The organism is Stenotrophomonas sp. GD04145, assembly GCF_029835135.1.
GTDB lineage: Bacteria > Pseudomonadota > Gammaproteobacteria > Xanthomonadales > Xanthomonadaceae > Stenotrophomonas > Stenotrophomonas maltophilia_P.
Genome location: NZ_JAODZG010000007.1, coordinates 54,501 through 75,298, shown reverse-complemented (window position 1 = coordinate 75,298; position 20,798 = coordinate 54,501). Strand labels below are relative to the sequence as shown.

Annotated in this window: 19 protein-coding genes; 8 read left to right on the top strand and 11 right to left on the bottom strand. The window is 68.2% G+C overall.

The annotated features are described in order from the left end of the window. Positions 1–125 precede the first annotated feature (125 nt). On the top strand, positions 126–536 hold the full coding sequence (locus N7367_RS06055; RefSeq protein WP_253119251.1) for a hypothetical protein: 411 nt from the start codon (positions 126–128) through the stop codon (positions 534–536). 62 nt (positions 537–598) lie between these two features. Here the strand turns inward: N7367_RS06055 and N7367_RS06050 are convergent, their stop codons facing one another. Continuing rightward, positions 599–1,879, bottom strand: coding sequence for an NAD(P)/FAD-dependent oxidoreductase (locus N7367_RS06050; RefSeq protein ID WP_065174438.1), 1,281 nt, complete (start codon positions 1,877–1,879; stop codon positions 599–601). Positions 1,880–1,998: 119 nt separating this feature from the next. Here N7367_RS06050 and N7367_RS06045 point away from each other — a divergent pair, with 119 nt between their 5' ends. Together N7367_RS06045 and N7367_RS06040 are read left to right on the top strand one after the other, a co-directional pair. Then, positions 1,999–2,793, top strand: a complete 795-nt coding sequence (locus N7367_RS06045; protein ID WP_053515735.1) for an NYN domain-containing protein — start codon at positions 1,999–2,001, stop codon at positions 2,791–2,793. Between the two features lie 104 nt (positions 2,794–2,897). Further along, entirely contained in the window at positions 2,898–3,518 is a 621-nt protein-coding gene (locus N7367_RS06040) for a glutathione S-transferase (protein ID WP_053515737.1), read from the top strand. Between the two features lie 59 nt (positions 3,519–3,577). On the opposite strand, the gene N7367_RS06035 is transcribed toward N7367_RS06040, so the two are convergent. Beyond that, positions 3,578–5,755 carry a primosomal protein N' gene (locus N7367_RS06035; RefSeq protein WP_111186295.1) on the bottom strand — a complete coding sequence of 726 codons (2,178 nt, stop codon included), beginning with the start codon at positions 5,753–5,755 and terminating at the stop codon, positions 3,578–3,580. Positions 5,756–6,168: 413 nt separating this feature from the next. On the opposite strand from N7367_RS06035, the gene N7367_RS06030 reads away from it, so the two are divergent. From N7367_RS06030 to sppA, 4 genes are all read left to right on the top strand, one after another. After that, positions 6,169–7,176, top strand: a complete 1,008-nt coding sequence (locus N7367_RS06030) for a hypothetical protein (protein ID WP_279941964.1) — start codon at positions 6,169–6,171, stop codon at positions 7,174–7,176. Next, positions 7,169–7,738: a DUF3106 domain-containing protein gene (locus tag N7367_RS06025; RefSeq protein ID WP_053515743.1), complete on the top strand. Its 570-nt coding sequence runs from the start codon at positions 7,169–7,171 to the stop codon at positions 7,736–7,738. The genes N7367_RS06030 and N7367_RS06025 overlap by 8 nt, the downstream gene beginning before the upstream one ends. Before the next feature lie 125 nt (positions 7,739–7,863). After that, on the top strand, positions 7,864–9,228 hold the full coding sequence (locus N7367_RS06020) for an MATE family efflux transporter (RefSeq protein WP_053515745.1): 1,365 nt from the start codon (positions 7,864–7,866) through the stop codon (positions 9,226–9,228). Positions 9,229–9,337: 109 nt separating this feature from the next. Beyond that, complete coding sequence (sppA, locus tag N7367_RS06015; RefSeq protein WP_279941963.1) at positions 9,338–11,260, top strand: signal peptide peptidase SppA; 1,923 nt, start codon at positions 9,338–9,340, stop codon at positions 11,258–11,260. A gap of 100 nt (positions 11,261–11,360) precedes the next feature. On the opposite strand, the gene N7367_RS06010 is transcribed toward sppA, so the two are convergent. Beyond that, the gene (locus N7367_RS06010) at positions 11,361–11,573 is read right to left on the bottom strand and encodes a hypothetical protein (RefSeq protein ID WP_053515748.1); all 213 of its coding nucleotides are present in this window, start codon (positions 11,571–11,573) and stop codon (positions 11,361–11,363) included. 111 nt (positions 11,574–11,684) lie between these two features. Here N7367_RS06010 and N7367_RS06005 point away from each other — a divergent pair, with 111 nt between their 5' ends. Beyond that, entirely contained in the window at positions 11,685–12,461 is a 777-nt protein-coding gene (locus tag N7367_RS06005; RefSeq protein ID WP_065181584.1) for an SDR family oxidoreductase, read from the top strand. A 38-nt stretch (positions 12,462–12,499) separates the two neighbouring features. Here the strand turns inward: N7367_RS06005 and N7367_RS06000 are convergent, their stop codons facing one another. From N7367_RS06000 to dprA, 8 genes are all read right to left on the bottom strand, one after another. Continuing rightward, complete coding sequence (locus N7367_RS06000; protein WP_279941962.1) at positions 12,500–13,222, bottom strand: hypothetical protein; 723 nt, start codon at positions 13,220–13,222, stop codon at positions 12,500–12,502. 25 nt (positions 13,223–13,247) lie between these two features. Further along, a complete protein-coding gene (locus tag N7367_RS05995; protein WP_053517098.1) occupies positions 13,248–13,922 on the bottom strand; it encodes a hypothetical protein in 675 nt (224 codons plus the stop codon). A gap of 56 nt (positions 13,923–13,978) precedes the next feature. Continuing rightward, the gene (locus N7367_RS05990; protein WP_080375246.1) at positions 13,979–14,569 is read right to left on the bottom strand and encodes a Sua5/YciO/YrdC/YwlC family protein; all 591 of its coding nucleotides are present in this window, start codon (positions 14,567–14,569) and stop codon (positions 13,979–13,981) included. Positions 14,570–14,674: 105 nt separating this feature from the next. After that, a complete protein-coding gene (locus N7367_RS05985; protein WP_279941961.1) occupies positions 14,675–17,161 on the bottom strand; it encodes a DNA topoisomerase I in 2,487 nt (828 codons plus the stop codon). Positions 17,162–17,352: 191 nt separating this feature from the next. Continuing rightward, complete coding sequence (locus N7367_RS05980; protein ID WP_053517104.1) at positions 17,353–18,285, bottom strand: RDD family protein; 933 nt, start codon at positions 18,283–18,285, stop codon at positions 17,353–17,355. Positions 18,286–18,333: 48 nt separating this feature from the next. Then, on the bottom strand, positions 18,334–19,071 hold the full coding sequence (locus N7367_RS05975; RefSeq protein ID WP_279941959.1) for a pilin: 738 nt from the start codon (positions 19,069–19,071) through the stop codon (positions 18,334–18,336). A 39-nt stretch (positions 19,072–19,110) separates the two neighbouring features. Then, positions 19,111–19,584: a DUF494 family protein gene (locus tag N7367_RS05970; protein WP_053517108.1), complete on the bottom strand. Its 474-nt coding sequence runs from the start codon at positions 19,582–19,584 to the stop codon at positions 19,111–19,113. Positions 19,585–19,627: 43 nt separating this feature from the next. After that, positions 19,628–20,755, bottom strand: a complete 1,128-nt coding sequence (dprA, locus tag N7367_RS05965) for a DNA-processing protein DprA (RefSeq protein ID WP_164151334.1) — start codon at positions 20,753–20,755, stop codon at positions 19,628–19,630. Positions 20,756–20,798 lie beyond the last annotated feature (43 nt).

The following is a 20,798-nucleotide window of genomic DNA, read 5'->3' as shown; positions in this document are numbered from 1 at the left end:
CTCGGCTCCGGCCCTCCGCCATCACTAGGTTCAGGACATTCACAACATGCGACGACAGGAACTCTGACCATGCGATTATCGCTGCGACCATCGACACAGGGATCGATCCGATGAAGGTCCGTTGGATGCTGCTGTTGACCCTCTGCTTGGCCCTGCAGGCCTGCACGCAGACACCGGCACCGCCGTCGCCGCTTCAGCACGGGCAGATCGGTACCGCCGCCGAGCTGGCCTCGCAGCGTGGCCTGACCGCGCCGAATACGCCCCGTTTACGCCGCGATCTGGTGCCGGCCGAACTGGTCGATCTGATTCCGCTCGCCGAAAAATGGGGCATCGGCGATGACCTGCTGCGCAGCGAGATGCAGGAACGTGCCACTGACGCGGAGAAGCAAGCGATGGGCGATGCATTGAAAGACCGTCATGCGCGTATCACCGCGTGGCTCGACAGCCTTCCGCCGGGGCAGTCAATGTCCGACGAGGCCGCTGCGTTCATGTATATGCAGGTGAGTGCTGACGAAATGGGCCTGATGCAGCAGTAGGTTCACACCATGTGGGGTCAGATCCCCACAGGAAAGGGATCTGACCCCGTTGCAGACCTGCGCTACCGTTTCGGCCGGCGGTCATCCTGGTCATCGCCGAAGATGATGCGTGCGCTGCGCTGGTAGCTCCAATACGCCACCGCCCAGTTCAGCAGCACCACGATGCGGTTGCGGAAGCCGATCAGGAAGAACACGTGCGCGGCCAGCCAGAACCACCAGGCCAGCACGCCCGACAGCTGCAGGCGCCCCAGGTGCACGATGGCGGCCATGCGGCCGATGGTGGCCAGGTTGCCGTAGTCCGCGTACTTGAAGGGCCCGGGCTCCGGCCTGCCGTGCAGGCGTGCACGGATGACCTCGGCCACGTACTTGCCCATCTGCTTGGCGGCGGGCGCTACGCCGGGCACGGGCTTGCCGTTGGCCTGGTTCACCGCGGCCAGATCGCCGGCCACGAACAGTTCCGGATGCCCGGGCAGGGTCAGGTCCGGCTGCACCTGCACGCGCCCGGCACGGTCCAGTGGCACGTCCAGCGTGCGCGCCAGCGGCGAGGCGGCCACGCCGGCCGCCCACACCACGGTGCGCGCCGGCACGAACTGGTCACCCAGCGTGAAGCCCTGGCTGTCGATGTTGCTCACCGGCGTTCCGGTCAGCACTTCCACACCCAGCTTTTCCAGCTGCCGGCGCGCCTTCAGTGAGAGCACTTCCGGGAACGAAGACAGCACGCGTGGACCGGCTTCCACCAGGCGTACCTTGGCGCTGGCCGGATCGATGTGGCGGAATTCATTGCGCAGCGTATGGCGTGCAATCTCGGCCAGGGTGCCCGCCAGTTCGACGCCGGTCGGGCCGCCGCCGACGACGGCAAAGCTGAGCCACGCCGCCTTCCTGGCCGGGTCCGGTTCGGCTTCGGCGCGCTCGAACGCCAGCAGCAGCTTGCGGCGCAGGGCAATGGCATCGTCGAGGGTCTTCAGGCCGGGCGCATCATCGGCCCACTGGTCGTTGCCGAAGTAGGCGTGAGTGGCGCCGGTAGCCAGCAGCAGGCTGTCGTAGTCCAGCGTACTGCCGTCGGCCAGCCGCACCTGGCGGAGCTGCCTGTCGATGGCCACGACCTCACCGAGCCGCACTTCCACGTTGCGCTGGTGGCCGAGGATGTGGCGCAGCGGTGCGGCGATGTCCGGCGCTGACAGGCCTGCAGTGGCGACCTGGTACAGCAGCGGCTGGAACAGGTGATGGTTGCGGCGGTCGACCAGGGTGATGCGGATGCGTTCGCGTGCCAGCGCACGGGTGGCCCAGAGGCCGGCAAAACCGCCGCCGACAACGACCAGGTGGGGAACGCGCTCACGACTCATCGACTCACTCCAGGGGGCATGGGGAACCGTCCGGCATCTTCGCACGGCGGCGGCCTGTCACGTCAGCGTGCGCGCGGATCGGCGATACTCGGATTCAGGCAACCGCCAGCGAGAGGCCCATGAGCGAACCGGAAAAGCGCATCGCCCTGTTGATCGACGCCGACAACGCGCCCGCATCGAAGATCGACGAAGTGCTGGCGGAGGTGGCCCGCTACGGCGTGGCCAATGTCCGCCGTGCCTACGGCAACTGGAAGAGCCCACGGCTGAAAGGCTGGGAGGCGGTGCTGCACGAGTACGCGATCCGGCCCATCCAGCAGTTCGCCTACAGCAAGGGCAAGAACGCCTCGGACATGGCCATGGTGATCGATGCGATGGACCTGCTGTACGCGCGCAACCTCGACGGCTTCGCCATCGTCTCCAGCGATGCTGATTTCACTCCAATGGTGATGCGCCTGTTGACCGATGGGGTGAAGGTGTATGGCTTCGGCGAAAAGAAGACGCCGGAGCCCTTCGTCAATGCCTGTTCCAAATTCACCTATCTGGAAGCACTGGGCCAGGCCCATGCCAGCGTGCCGGAAGTGGAACAGGGCACGGCAGAGCCGGGTGCCATCGAGCCGGCCACCGGTGAGACGGGCAGCGGCGAGGAAGTGCGCCCGCGCAAGAGCGGCGCGGAAATGCGCAGCGATACACGTCTGGTGAAGATGCTGCGCCGCGCCGTGTCCGCAGCGGAAGGCGAAGACGGCTGGTCGCACCTGGGGCCGGTGGGCAGCCAGATCGCCAACCAGGCCTCGTTCGATTCGCGCAACTATGGCTATGGAAAGCTGAGTGATCTGCTGGCGGCGATCGGTCTGTTCGAACTGAAGAAGGATGGCAAGTCCTCCTACGTGCGCGCGCTGCCGAAGAAGAACCGGTAGCGCCGGGCCATGCCCGGCCGACGCCCGCGCATCATTCCGCACGCCCACATGTACGCCGATCAGGCGTATCGTTGCCGCTCGCATTGCCCGCAAGGAATACCCGCATGTTGAAGATCTGGGGCCGTCGCAATTCCAGCAACGTCCGCAAGGTGCTGTGGTGTGCCGAAGAGATCGGCCTGCCCTACGAGTCCATCGAAGTGGGCGGCAGCCACGGTGGCACACAGACGCCGGAATACCTGGCGATGAACCCCAACAGCCTGGTGCCGGTGATCGAGGACCACGGCCTGCCGCTGTGGGAGTCCAACGCCATCGTGCGCTACCTGAGCGCGCGCTACGCGCTGGGGACACTGTACGCCGAGGATCCGATGGAACGCGCACAGGCCGAGAAGTGGATGGACTGGAGCACCTCGCGGATGGCGCCGCTGTACAGCGATCTGATCTGGGGCATCATGCGCACCGCGCCGGCAGATCGCGACGAATCGCGCATCAATGCCGCCATCGTGCGCGCCGCCGATTACCTGGCGATGGCCGATGCGACGCTGGCCACGCAGCCGTGGCTGTCGGGCGCGACATTCGCGATGGGCGACATCCCGTTGGGTTCACTGGTGTACGCCTGGTATGAACTGCCGATCCAGCGTCCGGACCTGCCCCACCTGGCCGAGTGGTACGCACGCCTGCGTGAGCGACCCGCTTACCAGCGCGGCGTGATGTCACCGCTGACGTAAGCGGGAATCGCGCGCGGTAACGGTAGCGCCGGGCCATGCCCGGCGGATTCTGCTTGCATTCAATACAGATCCGTCGGATCCACATCCAGCGACCAGCGCACCTTGCGGGCTTCCGGCAAGGCATACAGCTGCGGTACCAGCTGCGCCAGCACGCCGTGCAGAGGCGGGCGCTGTGCCGATGAGAGCAGCAGCTGCGTGCGCTGGTAGCCGGCCCGGCGCGGCATCGGTGCCGGCATCGGTCCGTACGCCTCCACCAGCGCCTGTTCGCCCAGCAGTCGCCGTGCAGCCAGCAGGAACGCGTTGGCGTGCTCCACCTGCTGCGCTTCGGCACGCATCAGTGCCAGATGCGCGAAGGGCGGGAAGCCGGCGGCCTGCCGCTGGTTCAGTTCGGCCTGTGCGAACGGGTGGTAGCCGCCGTTGACCAGCGTCTCCAGCAGGGGATGACCCGGATGGTGGGTCTGCAGCCACACCTCGCCCGGATCGCGGGCGCGCCCGGCGCGGCCGGCGACCTGGATCAACTGCTGCGCGAGTTTCTCGCTGGCGCGGAAATCGGCCGAGAACAGGCCCTCGTCGATGCCGACCACCACCACCAGCGTGAGTCTGGGCAGATCGTGGCCCTTGGCGAGGATCTGCGTGCCGACCAGGATGCCGGCCTGGTCCCCCAGCTTGGCCAGCTGCTGTTCCAGCGCATCGCGGCGGGCGGTGGTGCCGCGGTCGATGCGCACCACCGGGTACTCGGCGAAGGCGGCGGTGAGGTGCTCCTCCAGCCGCTCGGTGCCGATTCCCTGTGGCTGCAGGGCCAGGCTGCCGCAGGCGGGGCAGGCCAGTGGCGCCGGTTGCCGCGCACCGCAGTGATGGCACTGCAGGCGACGGCCGCCGCCATGCACGGTCATCGGCGCATCACAGCGCTGGCAAGGCGCCGTCCAGCCGCAGTCATGGCACAGCAGTACCGGTGCGTAACCACGCCGGTTCTTGAACACCAGCACCTGCTGGCCGCGCTGCAGGTGCTCGCCGATGCCGGCCAGCACTTCGGCCGAGAGACCGTCCTGCAGGGGACGCTTGCGCACATCCAGGATGCGCACGCGTGGCGGCCGCGCGTCGCCGGCGCGCTGCTTCAGGCGCAGGTGCAGGTAACGACCGGCATAGGCGTTGTGCAGGGTTTCCAGCGACGGTGTCGCGCTGCCCAGCAGCACCGGAACCCCCAGCGCCTTGGCACGCACCAGGGCGAAATCGCGCGCGTGGTAGCGGATGCCGTCCTGCTGCTTGTAGCTGCCGTCATGTTCCTCGTCCACGATCAGCAGGCCGGCCTGCGGCAGCGGCGTGAACACCGCCGAGCGGGTGCCGACGATCACCCGCGCTTCGCCGCGCGAGGCGGCGGCCCAGACGCGCGCGCGCTCGTTGTCATTCAATCCCGAATGCAGCGCATGCACGGCGATGCCCAGGCGGCCGCGGAAACGCGCCAGGGTCTGCGGCGTCAGTCCGATTTCGGGCACCAGCACCAGCGCCTGCCGGCCTTGGGCCAGGCAGTGGATGATCGCCTGCAGGTAGACCTCGGTCTTGCCGCTGCCGGTCACCCCATCGAGCAGGAAGGGCTGGAACCCCTCCGCGGCGTTGATCGCGGCAACGGCTTCGGCCTGGTCCGGATTGAGGGTCGGGCCGGGCAGCGGTTGCGCGTGCTGTGGCGCCACGCTCAGTGCAACGCGCTCGGCCAGTGCGCGCTTGCCGAGGCTGCGCGCCGCGCTGCGCCAGTCCTCCATGCGCGCCCCCAGCACGTCCTCGTCCACGACGGCGTCGGCCAGCAGTTCCGCCAACTGCCGCGGGCGGCTGCCTGCGCGCAGCGTGCCGCGCTGCGCGTGGCCTGCGGCGGTCAGCTGCCAGCCCCAATGATGGGTGTCGGGCAGGGCTTCGCCGTGCCGCAGCGGCCCCGGCAGGGCCGTGCTCAGCACTTCGCCCAGCGGCGCGTGGGTGTATCGGGCCAGCCATTGCAGGCTCTGCCACAGTTCGCCCTGCAGCAGGGGCGCGGGGTCGCACCACGCGAGCGCCTGACGCAGGCCCTGGCCGTCGTCGGCCTGGCCGTGGCCGGCCACCACGCCGATGAGTTCGCGGTTGCCGAACGGCACCTTCACCCGGCAGCCGACCGCCACGTCCGGGGCATCGCCCTGCGGCGACAGATAGTCGAACAGGCGGGGCAGGGGGACGGGCAGGGCGACCTGCAGGGTCGGAATCGGGTCGAGCATCGGGGCAGTGTAACGGGCCGTGTGCACCCGCATGCCGCCCGGAAGGCCCACACGGGGGACGTCGCCGAATCATAAATGTCACCTAAATATCGGTGTCCATTGGAGATTCAGTCTTATCCACACGTTCTGTGGATAACACTGTGCGTTACCGGTCAACGGCTGCGTAGGACGCCGATGGCGACGGCCTCGCCCTTGGGTTGGTCAAAAAATCGCCATACTTTAAAATGCATTAAAATCAATACTTTATGTGTGAAACATTGCTGAAACAGAGTGAATTCAGCGAGATGTCGCGGTTTTGCCGGGCGCCAGCGTGGTGCTGTGCACAACCTGCAGCATGAAGTGCCCACGGACGCAAGTCCTGCCGGGCGCCGATGGCCTGCCGCTATCATGCCGGCAGACCTCTGGAGTGACCGATGACCGCTGTGCCCGCCCCTGTTTCCTCGACCGCGGCCGGTGCGCTGTCGGCGTTTCTGCGTGGCGTAGAGCGCCGTGCCCTGGTAGTGGCGGAGCTGCAATGCGGCGACCCGGCCCGGGCCGAGCAGACCCTGGTGGCGGTGATGCGCGCCTTCTCGGCCGTTGCCAGCGATCTGCCGATGGCACAGTGGCCGACCCGCTTCTGGACCCTGCTGGGGCAGCGGCAGGCACTGCGCGAGCCGGCCCCGGGTCAGTGGCCGCCGGCACTCGCCGCACTGGGCGGCATGGCACCGCTGCCACGGCTGGCCCTGCTGCTGCGGGTGGGCGGCAGCCTGGATGAGAACATCGCCACGCGGGTACTCGATCGTGATGAGGCCGGCTATCAGCAGCTGCTGGCCGATGCCTGCCCGCGTGATGCCCAGGGTCAGCCGGATGCCGTTGCCTGGCGCGGCCTGGCCGAACAGGTGCAGCAGCGCATCCGCGACCTGCCGGCGCAGCGACTGCAGCAGCTGCAGCAGCCGGCAGCTGCCACCAGCAGCAATCCGCAGGCGCCGACGTCCAGCTGGAGGGCACCGCAGCGCAATGAACGGAGCGCTGCCAGCCCCCGGCGCCGGCGCCCCGATGCCCGACCGCGCTGGCGCGGGCCGGCGATCCTGCTGCTGACGGTGGCAGTACTGCTGGCAGCCGCTCTGGGCTGGCGCCATTGGAGCGGTCGGTCGCTGGTGAGCGATGCGCCGCTGCCGGAGGGGGTGGTTGCCGAGGCCGGCCCGGTCACGGTCGAGGCGCTGCCGCCGAGCACGGTCGCTGCCACGCCGCAGGCGGACAGCGCCCCGGCCAGCGATGACGCAGCAATGCTGGCCGACCGCGATTATCCGTTGCTGGCCGAGGCCGATCTGTATGCCTGGACGGCCGCCGGTGGTCCGCTGCCGGTGGACGAATCGCAGACCAAGCCGAGCCGGCCAGAGCCGGCCAGCGCAGTGCTGGAAACCGCCGCCGCCGATGAATAAGTCCGTGATCACCAGTCTGCTGCTGGCCATCCCGTTGTCGCTGTCCGCAACGCCCCAGACCCTGAATGTTCCACTGCCACCCGCGCCGGCGGCCACGCCCGCGGTCCCGCCATCGGCGGCACCCACCGCGTTCGTCCAGCTCGACGCGCAGCAGCAGCGGCAGCGCCGCGCCGACTACGCCGCTTGGCGCGCGCTGCCGGAAAGCGAGCGCGAACGCATCCGTCAGGCGGCCACGCGGTTCGCCGCACTGCCGGCCGCACAGCAGGAGCGCCTGCGCTCGCAATTCCAGGCACAGGACCAGGCGTTCCGCGATGGCTGGCGGCTGGGGCCGCAACTGGGCGTGGAGTTTCCCAAGCTGCATGGGCTGTTCGGCTTCCTGCCACCGCAGCAGCGCGACAGTGCACTGGCCGTGCTGCACCAGCTCAGCCCGGCACAGCTGGCGCAGTTGGCGCTGGTGGCCCAGCGCACGCCGCCGCAGGAACGCGATGCGGTGCGCAGCGCGTTCCTCGCCGTACCTGCTGCGGAACGGGACGCCTGGCTCAAGCGCCAGGCCGGCCAGTAAGCGCGCGGTCAAACCCAGCGTTCACGCCATGTCATGGGAATGAACGCACCGCGCGCGTAAGATGACGGCCCGCAACCCGGTGCCTGTGCCCTTCGCGCGCAACCGCAGTTCGCGTTCTGCATCCCATGTCCAACGCAACCTCCACGCCGCGCTTCAGCAAGGAAGTCGGCGCCACCGGTCTGCTCGCCCTGCCGCTCGTGCTCGGGCATGTCTCCACCGGCCTGATCTCCTTCGTCGACAACGTGATTGCCGGTCATCACGCCACCTCAACCCTGGCGGCCGTGACCATCGGCACGGCCCTGCTCTGGCTGCCGATGCTGATTCCGATCGGCACGCTGATCTCGCTGACCGCCTCGGTATCACAGCTGCACGGCGCCGGCCGCGAGCGCGAGATCGGTCCGCTGTTCCGGCAGGCGTTGTGGCTGGCGCTGGGCCTGGGCCTGATCATGTTCACCTTCCTCACGGTGGTGCCGCCGCTGCTGCCCGCCTTCGGCATCGCGCCGGACATCGTGCCCGGCGCAACAGCGTTCCTGCATGCGGTGCGCTGGGGCGGGCCGGCGCTGACGCTGTACTTCTGCATGCGCTATCTCAGCGAGGGCATGCACTGGACGCTGCCGACCATGTTGATCGGCTTCGGCGGCCTGGTGGTGCTGGCGCCGATGGGCTACGTGCTGGCCAACGGCAAGCTGGGCTTCCCGGAGCTGGGTGCCGAGGGCCTGGGCATCGCCTCGGCGGTGATGATGTGGTTGCAGGCAAGCGCATTTGCCCTCTATCTGTGGCGTACCCGGCGATTCGCCCATCTGCAGCTGTTCTCGCACTTCGAGTGGCCGCGATGGAAGGCGATCTGGGACCTGCTGCGCACCGGTCTACCGATCGGCATCACCGTGCTGATGGAAGGTGGGTTGTTCATCGTCACCGCGCTGCTGATCGGCCGCCTCGGTGCCAACGAGGCGGCAGCCCACCAGATCGCGATCAACGTGGCGCAGCTGTGCTTCATGATCCCGATGGGCGTGGCCGAGGCCACCACGGTGCGCGTGGGTCATGCAGTGGGGCGGGGTGATGGCTTCGGTGTGCGTCGTGCAGCCTGGGCCGGCTACGCGATCATCATGGGTACACAGACGTTGTCCGCGCTGGTGCTGCTGTTCGGCCACGATGCCATCGTCGGGGTGTACACCAACGATCTGGCGGTGGCCGGCCTGGCCTCCACGCTGCTGCTGTACGCGGCCACCTTCCAGTTCCCGGACGGCATCCAGGTGCTGTCGGCCGGAGCTCTGCGTGGCCTGAAGGACACCCGCGTGCCGATGTTCATCGCCATGTTCGCCTACTGGGGCCTGGGCATGCCGCTCGGCGCCGGGCTCGGCCTTGGGCTGGGCATGGGCCCGCAGGGCATGTGGATCGGCCTGATCGTCGGCCTCACTGCCGCCGCCATCCTGATGGGCTGGCGCCTGCGTCGCAGCAGCCAGCGCATCGGCCAGTCCGCGCTGTCCTGACCCTCCGCCCGTCACCCCGTGACGGGCGATCCCCTGACTTGTGTCCGATGCCGCCTCACACGGCACCGGCTATGCTGGTACCACGGCAAGAAGCCATCCGGAGCGCTCCATGAATCAACCCGTGCCCCCGCTGCCCCAGGCGCGTCGCAATCCCGTCGCCAGTTTCTTCATCGGGCTGTGGGACGTCATGAATTTCACCCGCCGGTTGATCCTCAACCTGGTGTTCTTCGGCCTGCTGTTCCTGCTGCTGGTGGTGTTCGTCATCGCCGCCGGCATGGGCGCCGGTGCCAGCAAATCGCTGCAGGACCGCACGACCCTGGTGATCGCACCGGAAGGGCGCCTGGTCGAGCAGTTCAGCGCTGATCCGGTCAGCCGCGCGCTGGCCAAGGCCGTGGGCGACAACAGCGCCGAAGAGGTCCAGCTGCGTGACCTGGTCCGGGTGATCGAGTCGGCGCGCGACGACAAGAAGATCGAACGCGTGGTGCTGGAACTGGACAAGCTGCAGCCCTCCGGTTTCGCCTCGCTGCGTGAAGTCGCCGCCGCGCTGCAGAGCCTGCGCGCGTCCGGCAAGCAGCTGGTGGCCTACAGCGAAAGCATGGGCCAGTCGCAGTACCTGCTGGCTGCGCAGGCCGACGAGGTCTACCTGGATCCGATGGGATCGGTGGTGCTCGAGGGTCTGGGCCGCTACCGCCAGTACTTCCGCTCCGGCCTGCAGGACAAGCTGGGCGTGGACGTGCACCTGTTCAAGGTGGGCGAGTACAAGTCCGCGGCCGAGCCCTATGTGCTTGATGCTGCTTCGCCGGCGGCCAAGGAAGCCGACCTGTACTGGATGAACGACGTGTGGCAGCGCTATCTGGGCGACATCGCCAAGGCGCGCCGGCTGGATCCGGCACAACTGGCCGCCGGCATCGATACGCTGCCCGAAGGTGTGGCGGCTGCCGGTGGCGATCTGGCCAAGTTCGCCCTGCAGCAGAAGCTGGTGACCGCGCTGAAGACCCGCGAGGAGTTCGAAGACCTGATGATCGAACGCGGCGTGGCCGATGAAGACGCTGAGGGCGGCTTCCGCAATGTCGATTTCGGTCGCTACATGGCCCTGCTCGACGCCCGCCGCAGTCCGGTGGATGCACGCCCGCAGGTGGCCGTGGTGGTTGCCGCCGGCGAGATCAGTGGCGGTGACCTGCCGGCCGGCCGCATCGGTGGTGAGTCCACGTCGGCGCTGCTGCGCGCTGCGCGCGACGACGAGCAGGTCAAGGCCGTGGTGCTGCGCGTGAATTCGCCGGGTGGCGAAGTGTTCGCCTCCGAGCAGATCCGCCGTGAAGTGTTGGCCCTGCAGGCCGCCGGCAAGCCGGTGGTGGTGTCAATGGGTGACCTGGCCGCGTCCGGTGGTTACTGGATCAGCATGAATGCCGATCGCATCTACGCCGATCCCTCGACCATCACCGGTTCGATCGGCATCTTCGGCATGATCCCGAACTTCAGCCGCGCGCTGGACAAGATCGGCGTGCATACCGATGGTGTCGGCACCACGCGTTTCGCCGGTGCGTTCGACGTCACCCGTCCGATGGATCCGGCGGTGGGGCAGGTCATCCAGACGGTCATCAACAAGGGCTACGCCGACTTCACCGGACGTGTCGCCGAAGCACGCAAGAAGCCGGTCGAGGCCATTGATGAGGTGGCCCGTGGCCGTGTCTGGAGTGGCGCGCAGGCAAAGGAACGTGGTCTGGTCGATGCCTTCGGTGGCCTGAAAGACGCCGTGGCCGATGCCGCCAGCCGCGCCAAGCTGGGCGGCGAAGACAAGTTCCGCGTGCGTTACATCGAAAAGGCCGCGACCCCGTTCGCGCAGTTCGTCAGTGGGTTTGCCGGCAGCCGTACCGGTGCCTGGATGCTGTCCGATTCGGGCGTGGCGCGGATGATGCTGGCGCGCACGATGCCGGAAGTGGATACCCAGCTGCGCTTCGTCGAGAACGCCGCGCGCGAGAAGGGTAACGGCGCTCCGGTAAAGACCCTGGCGTACTGCTTCTGCGGGTTCTGAGCACAGCCAGCCACGCGTAGCGTGGATCGACGGAAAACGCCCGGCCCTTGGCCGGGCGTTTTCGTTCGGCGGCGCTCCGCTGACGGCGCCATCGCGGCGATCAGCGCGCTGCGTCGGCCTCCGCGCTGCGCTCGCGCTCGGCGCCATCATCGACGGTCTTCTGCACGGCGCGCGCGCGATCGATCGGTTGCTGCGCTGCACGGGCCAGGGCTTGGGGTTCCGGCGGCCGTTCCGGGTCCGGTGCCGGTGGGCGTTGGCAGCCGGCCAGCAATACAGTTGCCGACAGCAGTACGGACAGGATCAGGATGCGCATGGCGGCTCTCCACGACGGGCGTGCGGCCAGTGTGGCACCGCCGGCAGGGGCGTGCCGTGAGCGCGTATCCTTTCTGCATCGGAACACAGCGGGCGCAGCCCGGGAGGACACATGACCCAGCAACGGTGGCGACTGGACGGGCAGACCGCACTGATCACCGGCGCCAGCGCCGGCATCGGCCTGGCCATCGCGCGTGAACTGGCCGGCTTCGGTGCCGACCTGATGATTGTCGGGCGCGACATCGACGCGCTGGAAACCGCGCGCGACGAGCTGGCCGACGCCTATCCCGACCAGCAGGTGCGCGCGCTTGCCGCCGACGTCTCTGACGACGAGGATCGCCGGCAGATCCTGGACTGGGTCGAGGACCATGCCGATGGCCTGCACGTGCTGGTCAACAATGCGGGTGGCAACATCACCCGCGCCGCCATCGACTATACCGAGGACGAGTGGCGCGGCATCTTCGAGACCAATCTGTTCTCGGCGTTCGAACTGTCGCGCTATGCGCATCCGCTGCTGGCACGTCACGCCTCGTCGGCCATCGTCAACGTCGGCAGCGTCTCCGGCCTGACCCATGTGCGCAGTGGCGTGGTGTACGGCATGAGCAAGGCGGCGATGCATCAGATGACCCGCAACCTGGCCGTGGAATGGGCCGAGGACGGCATCCGCGTGAACGCGGTGGCGCCGTGGTACATCCGCACGCGCCGCACCTCCGGGCCGTTGTCCGACCCTGACTACTACGAGGAAGTCATCGATCGCACGCCGATGCGCCGCATCGGTGAGCCGGAGGAAGTCGCCGCGGCCGTGGGCTTCCTGTGCCTGCCGGCGGCGAGTTATGTCACCGGCGAATGCATCGCCGTGGACGGCGGTTTCCTGCGCTACGGGTTCTGACCGTCACCGCGTTGGGCCCGCGCCACGCCGGCAGGTCCTCACCCCGGTACCGGGCAGTCGCTGGCCTCGAGCACGGCCTGCAGACGCTCGCGCTCGCTGCGCGCGGCGTCGAGGTTCTCCGGCGCGGCGAAGCGCTCGCGCCCCCGGGCGTCGCGCAGGCGCTGCTGCCAGCTGCCGCAGCGCTGGATCTCGGGAACCTCCTCGCAGCGGTCGCGTACCACTTCGCAGCTGGCGGCATTGGCCGGGGTGACACCGCCAAGACCCTGTACGTCGAGCAGCACGCAGTGCGGTGGCGCCGCCTCGTACTCGTGCAGGTAGCGGCTTCCTTCCTCGCTGCTGCACTGGAAGATCGGCGGCAGCGGTGCCCGTGGCGCGGTGTCGCTGCGGCTTGCCGGGTCCGTCCGCAGCGGCAGCGCTGCGCTGTCCAGAATGGCGTCGCCGCCGCCAGCGGGTTCAACCATGCCCGCTTCCATGATGGTGCGCGCCTGGTCGAGCCCGCGCGGCGTGTCCGCCGCTGCCGGCGGCGGCGCTGACGACGGGGCGAGCTCCATTTCCTGGCCGGCGGGCGGCTCCACGCGCAGTGCCGGAGTCGCTGATGGCTCCGGTACCCGCTGGATCTGCTGCGTGCTGCCTCCGGGGCAGGGCGTGCGCTGCAGGGTAGGAACGTCGCTGCTGCTGAATGTGCAGCGGTAGATCACCATGTCCTCGGCGAACGCGTTTGCGGGCAGCAGCGCCAGAACCAGCCAGAGTGCTTTTCTCATGCGTGCAGCCTACACGGGCAGGGGCTCAACGCCCGCAGTCGCGCGACAGGCGCGCATCGATACCGCGCTGTTCGTTGCTGATCGCGGTGCGCTCGCTCTGCAGCGCGCTGTTGTAGCGGCGGTCCAGCTCCCAGCGGCGATCGCGCAGGCGCGAACAGACTTCCTGCGGCGGCAGCGCATGGCAGGTGTCGCGGACCAGGATGTTGCCTGCCGGCACCTGCACGCCGACGCCGACCGCAGGTGGCCGGTAGATCGGCGGACCTCCGGCCGATGCGCCCGTGGCCGGGCGGGGCCCGGGATGGCCTGGCCCGAAATGGCCGCGCGGCGACCAGACCGTGGTCCACAGCGGGACCCAGCGTGGATTGCCTTCGTTGCTGTCGCTGGTGTAACGCTCGCCGTCGGCGGTAACGCATTCGTACATCGGTTGCGGAGGCTGGACGTAGACGTGCCGGACCTCGCGCTCGATCACGGCCGGCGGCGTGCTGGTTGCGGGCGCGGCGTCGCTGCGCACCCCCTGCGGCGCCGGATCACGCGGCCGCTGCAGGTCGCGCACTTCCTGGCGGCCGCTGCTGCACGGCGTGTCCTGCAGTGCCACGGCGCCATTGCTGCCGACACAGCGGTAGACACGCACATCGTCGCCGGCGGTGGCGGTCAATGGCAGCAGCAGGCTCAGGCAGAGGGCGGCGCGCAGCGGGCTCATGGAGGCAGCGTGCGGGATCCGGCGGAGCGGCGCAATCCGCGCGTCCACAGGGCGGCTCAGGATCGCAGGACGTTGCCGCTGAGCGCATCGCGGATCGGCGTCGGCTGGGCCAGGCCGCCGGTCGGGCCGTCCAGGATACCGTCCAGCAGGCGCAGCAGGCGCGGATCCAGTTCCTCGCGGCTGCGTGCCGGCGGCTCGCCGGCCAGGTTGGCGCTGGTGGAGACCAGCGGCCCGCCCCACGCGTGGCACAGTGCCGCCACCAGCGGGTGGGCGCTGATGCGCACCGCGATGCCGCTGTGTTCGCCGGTGATCCAGCCTGGCGCGCGTGATCCGGCAGGAAGAATCCAGGTGTTGGCGCCGGGCCAGCTGGCCAGCACTGCACGCTGACGCTCGTCGGGCAACGCCTGCAGGCGTACCCAGCCTTCCAGCTGCGCCAGCTCGGCGGCCACCAGGATCATGCCTTTCTCGATCGGCCGCTGCTTCAGCCGCAGCACAGTGTGCACCGCCGCTTCGTGCGACGGGTCGCATCCCAGGCCCCAGACCGCTTCAGTGGGGTAGGCGATCACGCCGCCGGAGCGCAGCAGGGTGACGGCAGAATCCAGGGTGAGTTCTTTCATGGTGGCGACGGGCCCGGCATGGGCCTTCATTATCCTCCCACCGCGTGCAGATGGGGTGGACCGGCGCCATCGAGGCGGCGGCGGACCGGGCACTGCACTGCCCGCGCCCGACCCATGGCCGGGCGCTGTCCCACATCAGGCCTTCTTGACGACCTTCTTGGCCGCTTTCTTCGCCGGGGCCTTCTTGGCGGCGACCTTCTTTGCCGGCGCCTTTTTCGCGGCGGCCTTCTTGGCCGGTGCCTTCTTCGGCGCGGCCTCCTTCTTCACCGCTGCCTTCTTCGCCGGTGCCTTCTTGGCAGCGGCCTTTTTCGCGCCGAAGCCCTTGCGCACCGGCTTGCCGGTTTCTTCCATCAGCTGCTGCACTTCGGCCAGCGTCAGCGAGGCGGGCTCGCGGTCCTTGGGAATCTTGCCGTTCATCCTGCCGTCGCTGATGTACGGGCCGAAGCGGCCATTCAGCACCTGGATGTCGCTGCCTTCGAATTCCTTGATGATCCGGTTGCGCGCGATCTCTTCCTTCTCTTCGATCAGGAAGACGGCGCGGGCCAGGTCGATGGTGTACGGGTCGTCTTCCTTCTTCAGCGAGGCATAGGTGCTGCCACGCTTGGCGAACGGGCCGAAGCGACCAATGCCGACGCTGACCGGTTCGCCCTTGTCCTCACCCAGCGCGCGCGGCATCAGGAACAGCTCCAGCGCGTCTTCCAGGGTGATGGTGTGCATCGACTGGCCCGGGCGCAGCGAAGCGAACTTCGGCTTCTCCTCGGCATCTTCGGCGGTGCTGCCGATGGCGGCGTACGGCCCGAAGCGACCCAGGCGCACGCTGACCGGCTTGCCGGTCTTCGGGTCGGTGCCAAGCTCGCGCGCACCACTGGCTTCGGCACGATCGACCGATTCCTTCTTGTCCTCGACCAGCTCCTTGAACGGCTCCCAGAAGCGTGACATCAGCGGGATCCACTCTTCCTCGCCGCGCGAGACGGCGTCCAGCTCGTCTTCAAGCCTGGCGGTGAAGTCGTAGTCCACGTACTGGGTGAAGTGGCTGGACAGGAACTTGGACACTGCACGACCGACGTCGGACGGACGGAAGCTGCGACCTTCCATCTCCACGTACTTGCGGAACAGCAGGGTCTGGATGATCGAGGCGTAGGTCGAGGGACGACCGATCCCGTACTCTTCCAGCGCTTTGACCAGTGCCGCTTCGGTGAAGCGGGGCGGCGGCTGGGTGAAGTGCTGCTCGGCCAGGATGCGTTCCAGCGGCACGCGGTCGCCGGGCTTCATCGCCGGCAGCTTGCGGCCTTCGTCCTCGTCTTCGGCGCTCTTGCTGTCCTTGCCTTCCTCGTACACGGCCAGGAAGCCGGGCACGACCACGGTGGTGCCACTGGCACGGAAGACGTGTTCGCTGCCGGCCGACAGGTCGACACTGACGGTGTTGAGCGTAGCCGGAATCATCTGGCACGCTACCGCGCGCTTCCAGATCAGTTCGTACAGCCTGCGCTCGTCGTCGGTCAGGAACCGCGACACCTGCGCCGGCGTGCGCAGCGCCGAGGTCGGTCGCACCGCTTCGTGCGCTTCCTGGGCGTTCTTGGACTTGGTCTGGTAGGTGTTGGGCTGGTCCGGCAGCGAACCGATGCCGTAATCGCGGGCGATCACGTCGCGGATTTCCGCCAGCGCATCCTGAGACAGGTTGACCGAGTCGGTACGCATGTAGGAGATCAGGCCGACCGTGCCCTCATCGCCGATTGCCACGCCTTCGTACAGCTTCTGCGCCACCTGCATGGTCTTGCGGGTGGTGAAGCCGAGCTTGCGCGAGGCTTCCTGCTGCAGGGTGGAGGTGGTGAACGGCGGCGCCGGGCGGCGCTTGCGCTCCTTGCTGGCCACGTCGGTGACATGCAGCGAGCCCTGCGCCGCCTGCTGGATGCGCAGGCGGGCGGCCTCGGCGGTATCGCCGTCGGTGATGGTGAACTGTTCGAACTTCTGTCCGTCCAGCTTCACCAGCTTGGCATTGAAGTGTTGCGACGGGTGCGCGCATTCGGCGGCGATGGACCAGTATTCGCGCGCGATGAAGGCTTCGATCTCTTCCTCGCGCTCGACGATCATGCGCAGTGCCGGGCTCTGCACGCGGCCGGCGGACAGGCCGCGCTGTACCTTGCGCCACAGCACCGGCGACAGGTTGAAACCGACCAGGTAATCCAGCGCACGGCGCGCCTGCTGGGCGTCCACCAGATCGCTGGCGATGGCCCGCGGCTGGTTGATCGCTTCCTTGATGGCGCGCGGGGTGATCTCGGTGAAGACCACGCGCTGCATCGGCTTGTCCTTGACCAGCCCGCGCTCCTTCAGGATCTCGGCGATGTGCCAGCTGATCGCCTCGCCTTCGCGGTCCGGGTCGGTCGCCAGCAGGATGTCATCGGCGCCCTTGGCCGCCTTGGCGATCGCATCGACGTGCTTTTCGTTCTTGTCGATCACGTCGTAGTGCATGGCGAACCCGTTGTCCGGATCGACCGCGCCTTCCTTCGGGATCAGATCGCGCACGTGCCCATACGAGGCCAGGACGGTGTAGTCCTTGCCGAGGTATTTGTTGATCGTCTTGGCCTTGGCCGGCGATTCGACGATGAGCAGGTGCTTGGGCATGGCAGCAGTGTCTGTGGGGCGAGCCGCAGGGGAGGGGCCGCTAGGGTGGAGCAAACGGCCGCATTAGTGAAGCGGCCACGGGCAAATCCATAAACTGAACGCCCGGTTGGGTGCCGGGCGTTCAGGTTTCCTTATTAGAGGAATCACGCCCGGACGCTCCATGTCAAGCGCCCAGGCGTGAGGATGGCCGGTCAGGAGGCCATCTTGGCGATGAATCCGATGGCCGCCACCATCAGGACCAGGCCGGCCAGGGCCAGCAGGGCGGTGATGACCAGGACGGCGATGGTGACCACGCCCAGCTCGCGGCGTTGCAGCTGCGGCTGGTCGGTGAAGGCCCAGCGGTCCACCACCAGGGTGTCGCACATCATGTCGTGCAGGCCCTGCTTGCGCTCGGTGAACGCGGCCATCAGGTAGCCGATGCACAGGATCAGGCCGCTCAGCACGGCGGCCCAGTAGCGTCCGAAGGCACGTCCCACGGTCAGCCGGTCACCGTTGCTGCGCACGACCTTGATGCCGACGGCCATCTTGCCCAGGGTGGCACCGCCGCGCGAGGCGTGGAACCAGGTGTAGTACACCATGGAGATCACCAGGTTGAGCAGGCCGCTGACCAGCTGGCCCATGATCTCGATGGCCGACTCGCCGCTGCCGGCGGCCCCCATGCCCGCACCCAGTGCCAGGGCGGAAATGACGCCGATGATCGTGCCGGGGATGAGCAGCACGAAGTAGTCGATCACATAGGCAGCCACGCGCTTCCAGAAGCCGGCATAGACCACTTCGCCGCCCATCACCGGCTGCGCGTGGCCGGCCATGGCCGCGGTGCCCGGCGCGCTGTAGGGCGAACTGCTGAGCGCGCCGGTGCCGGGCAGCGGCGCCGTGCCGTTGTCGATGGCCTGGTAGTCGCTGCGCAGGTCGAAGCCGCCACTGTCAGCGGCCGTGGTGGCGCTGGCCAGGGTCTGCAGGCCGAGCTCGTCGACCACCTGCCGCAGCGCGGCCCATTGCGCCATGCCCTCACGCCAGACCAGCGTATCCAGTGTCAGCTGGCCGCGCTGGAAGCGCTGGCGGATGTCCTCGACCGGCAGCGGTCCCTGGCGTTGCTGTCCTTCGGCGAAATACCACTCAGTCATTGTGTGTCCCTCCTGGGTCGTCCTTGCTTGGGGTGTAGTGCCGATGGCTCAGCCGCGGCACTGCTGCGGCAGATACTTGTCGTTGCTTTCGCCGCTGCATTCCCAGCGGCCGCTGTCGCGGTCGTATTCCAGCCACAGCAGATCGCCATCGATGGTCTTGCCGGGCGCGGCCAGCGTGGCTTCGATACCGCAATGACCGTTGTTGAAGCGGCCGATGTGGACCGCTGACAGGCCTGCGGCGGAGAAGTCCCCCGGCGCCGGGAAACCGGCATCGTTGGCACCCGGGCAGCGTCCTTCCTCGTCGGCGAAATGCTGCACCTGGTCCTTCAGCGGCTGCAGTGCGGTCAGCGACGTGGCGACCTTGGAGCGCAGGGTGTAGTCGTTGTAGGCAGGCAGCGCGATGGCCGCCAGGATCGCCACGATGGGTACCACCACCAGCAGCAGTGCCCCGCCGATGATGGCGGTCAGGGCGCAGCCGGACAGGCCCTTCTTCGGTGGCGGCAACGCGGCCGCGGGCGCACTGTGGGCATAGGGGGTTGCCGCCGGCAGTACCGGAGGCTGCGGGGCAGGGGGCTGCAGCCCGGGTTCGTCGCGGGCGGCATCGACGGCCGGTACGATCAGGCCGAGCTCATCCACCACGCTGCGCAATGGCTGCCATTGCGGCAGCCCATCGCGCCACACCAGGGTGTCCAGGCTGATCTGATTGTTGCGGAACAGCTCGACCAGCTGTTCTGCCGGCAGCGGGCCTTGCTGCCGGTTGCCTTCTGCATGGAACCACTCGCTCACGGGGCACGCTCCTGAATGCGCTATGCCCCAAGTGTACGGTCAGTGCAGGGGTTCTGGCTCGTCCATGAACATCTGCGTTTCCATCCAGGCGTAAGCCGCCTCGGCGCCGGGCTGGTTGAACAGCACCATCAGCACGACCCATTTCAGATCGTCCAGGTCCAGTTCGTCCTGGTCCAACGCCATCGCCCGGTCCAGCACCAGCTCGCGCTGGTCGGCATCGAGGATGCCGTGCTGCTCCAGGTACAGCAGGAAACCGCGGCATTCCACGTCCAGCTTGTCCAGCTCGGGCCCGTGATAGATGCGCACCGGGCCATCGACCCGCGCCTGGGCCACACTCGGACGCTGTGCCGCCAGGGCATCGAGCCAGTCGAATGCCTTGTTGATCTCGGTAGGGCTGAATCCGGCCTGGATCAGGCCGTTCTGGAGCGAATCGCGGTCACGGATCAGGTCCGCATCTTCGCTGAAATAGTGTTCAAACAGGTACAGCAGTACATCCAGGATGCTCTCTTTCATTGCCCCTCGGCCTGCGTCGCGCGACGCTGTGGAGGTGAAGAAACTAGGGAGTTCGACAGTAGCGGCCGTGTACGCAGACCACGATTCCCGCAAGTTCCATGGCCAGCAGCATGGAGGACACCTGCGGCGCCGTCAATCCACAGCGCGTGATCAGTGAATCCATACTGATTGGGTCAAGGTCCAGGGCCTGCCACAACCGCTGGTAGTCAGGGTCGCCGACCCAGCGTGCCGGCAGGTCGGCTGGCACTGCCTGTTCAGTGGGGGTGGCCAGCCGCGATTGCAAGGCCGGCAGCTGCTGGCGCAGGGCCGGGGCCAGCAGCTCCAGCACGTCCTCGGGCCGTTCCACCAGGGCGGCTCCCTCGCGGATCAGGCGGTGGCAGCCGGCTGCCCGCGGATTGAGCACCGAGCCGGGCACGGCGCATACCTCGCGACCGGCCTCGGCGGCCAGGCGCGCCGTGATCAGGGCGCCGGACCGGTGCGCCGCCTCGATCACCACGGTGGCCAGGGCCAGCCCGGCCACCAGCCGGTTGCGCGCCGGAAAGTGGCCGGGACGGGCAGCCGTACCGGGCAGGTACTCGCTGAGCACGGCACCCTCGGCGCCGATCCGGGCCTGCAGTGGCGCATGGTGGTCCGGATAGGCACGGTCGGGGCCCGTTCCGATGACGGCAACGGTACTGCCGCCGGCGTCCAGCACCGCAAGGTGGGCGGCCGCATCGATACCGGCCGCCAGCCCACTGGCGACCGCCAGTCCGGCTTCGGCGAAGCTGCCGGCAAAACGCGCCGCCAGTGCCCGACCGGCCGGTGTGGGTGAGCGGCTGCCAACCACCGCCACCGCCGGGCGCCAGGCCAGGCCGGGGTCGCCGGCCACGAACAGCGCCAGCGGCGGGTTGGGGACCTCCGGCAGCAGGGGCGGGAAGGCCGGGTCGGTAACGGCCAGCAGGTGATGGTGGTCGTCCTGCAGCCAGTGCAGGGCGGCTTTCGACCGCTGCGCATCGGGGCGTTCCAGTGCCGCGCACTGTTCGGGGGTGCAGCCATGGGCGCGCCAGCCGGCCACGCCCAGCGCAAGGGCCGCTTCGGCGCTGCCCGCGCCCTGCAGCAGTGCCCGCCGCGGCGCCAGCGCGCCTCCCGCCATCACCAGGCGCACCAGCGCCTCATCTGCCTGCTTGGTCATCCCCCCACTATCGACCGCAGACAACAAAGGCGCCCTAGGGCGC

Excerpts from the sequence above, each read along its gene's own strand:
- N7367_RS06020 (WP_053515745.1), top strand. The coding sequence starts at position 7,864 with ATGTCCAACGCAACCTCCACGCCGCGCTTCAGCAAGGAAGTCGGCGCC.
- sppA (WP_279941963.1), top strand. The coding sequence starts at position 9,338 with ATGAATCAACCCGTGCCCCCGCTGCCCCAGGCGCGTCGCAATCCCGTC.
- N7367_RS06040 (WP_053515737.1), top strand. The coding sequence starts at position 2,898 with ATGTTGAAGATCTGGGGCCGTCGCAATTCCAGCAACGTCCGCAAGGTG.
- N7367_RS05995 (WP_053517098.1), bottom strand. The coding sequence starts at position 13,922 with ATGAGCCCGCTGCGCGCCGCCCTCTGCCTGAGCCTGCTGCTGCCATTG.
- N7367_RS06005 (WP_065181584.1), top strand. The coding sequence starts at position 11,685 with ATGACCCAGCAACGGTGGCGACTGGACGGGCAGACCGCACTGATCACC.
- dprA (WP_164151334.1), bottom strand. The coding sequence starts at position 20,755 with ATGACCAAGCAGGCAGATGAGGCGCTGGTGCGCCTGGTGATGGCGGGA.
- N7367_RS06000 (WP_279941962.1), bottom strand. The coding sequence starts at position 13,222 with ATGAGAAAAGCACTCTGGCTGGTTCTGGCGCTGCTGCCCGCAAACGCG.
- N7367_RS06055 (WP_253119251.1), top strand. The coding sequence starts at position 126 with ATGCTGCTGTTGACCCTCTGCTTGGCCCTGCAGGCCTGCACGCAGACA.
- N7367_RS06045 (WP_053515735.1), top strand. The coding sequence starts at position 1,999 with ATGAGCGAACCGGAAAAGCGCATCGCCCTGTTGATCGACGCCGACAAC.
- N7367_RS05980 (WP_053517104.1), bottom strand. The coding sequence starts at position 18,285 with ATGACTGAGTGGTATTTCGCCGAAGGACAGCAACGCCAGGGACCGCTG.
- N7367_RS05970 (WP_053517108.1), bottom strand. The coding sequence starts at position 19,584 with ATGAAAGAGAGCATCCTGGATGTACTGCTGTACCTGTTTGAACACTAT.
- N7367_RS06035 (WP_111186295.1), bottom strand. The coding sequence starts at position 5,755 with ATGCTCGACCCGATTCCGACCCTGCAGGTCGCCCTGCCCGTCCCCCTG.
- N7367_RS06010 (WP_053515748.1), bottom strand. The coding sequence starts at position 11,573 with ATGCGCATCCTGATCCTGTCCGTACTGCTGTCGGCAACTGTATTGCTG.
- N7367_RS06030 (WP_279941964.1), top strand. The coding sequence starts at position 6,169 with ATGACCGCTGTGCCCGCCCCTGTTTCCTCGACCGCGGCCGGTGCGCTG.
- N7367_RS06050 (WP_065174438.1), bottom strand. The coding sequence starts at position 1,879 with ATGAGTCGTGAGCGCGTTCCCCACCTGGTCGTTGTCGGCGGCGGTTTT.
- N7367_RS05985 (WP_279941961.1), bottom strand. The coding sequence starts at position 17,161 with ATGCCCAAGCACCTGCTCATCGTCGAATCGCCGGCCAAGGCCAAGACG.
- N7367_RS06025 (WP_053515743.1), top strand. The coding sequence starts at position 7,169 with ATGAATAAGTCCGTGATCACCAGTCTGCTGCTGGCCATCCCGTTGTCG.
- N7367_RS05990 (WP_080375246.1), bottom strand. The coding sequence starts at position 14,569 with ATGAAGGCCCATGCCGGGCCCGTCGCCACCATGAAAGAACTCACCCTG.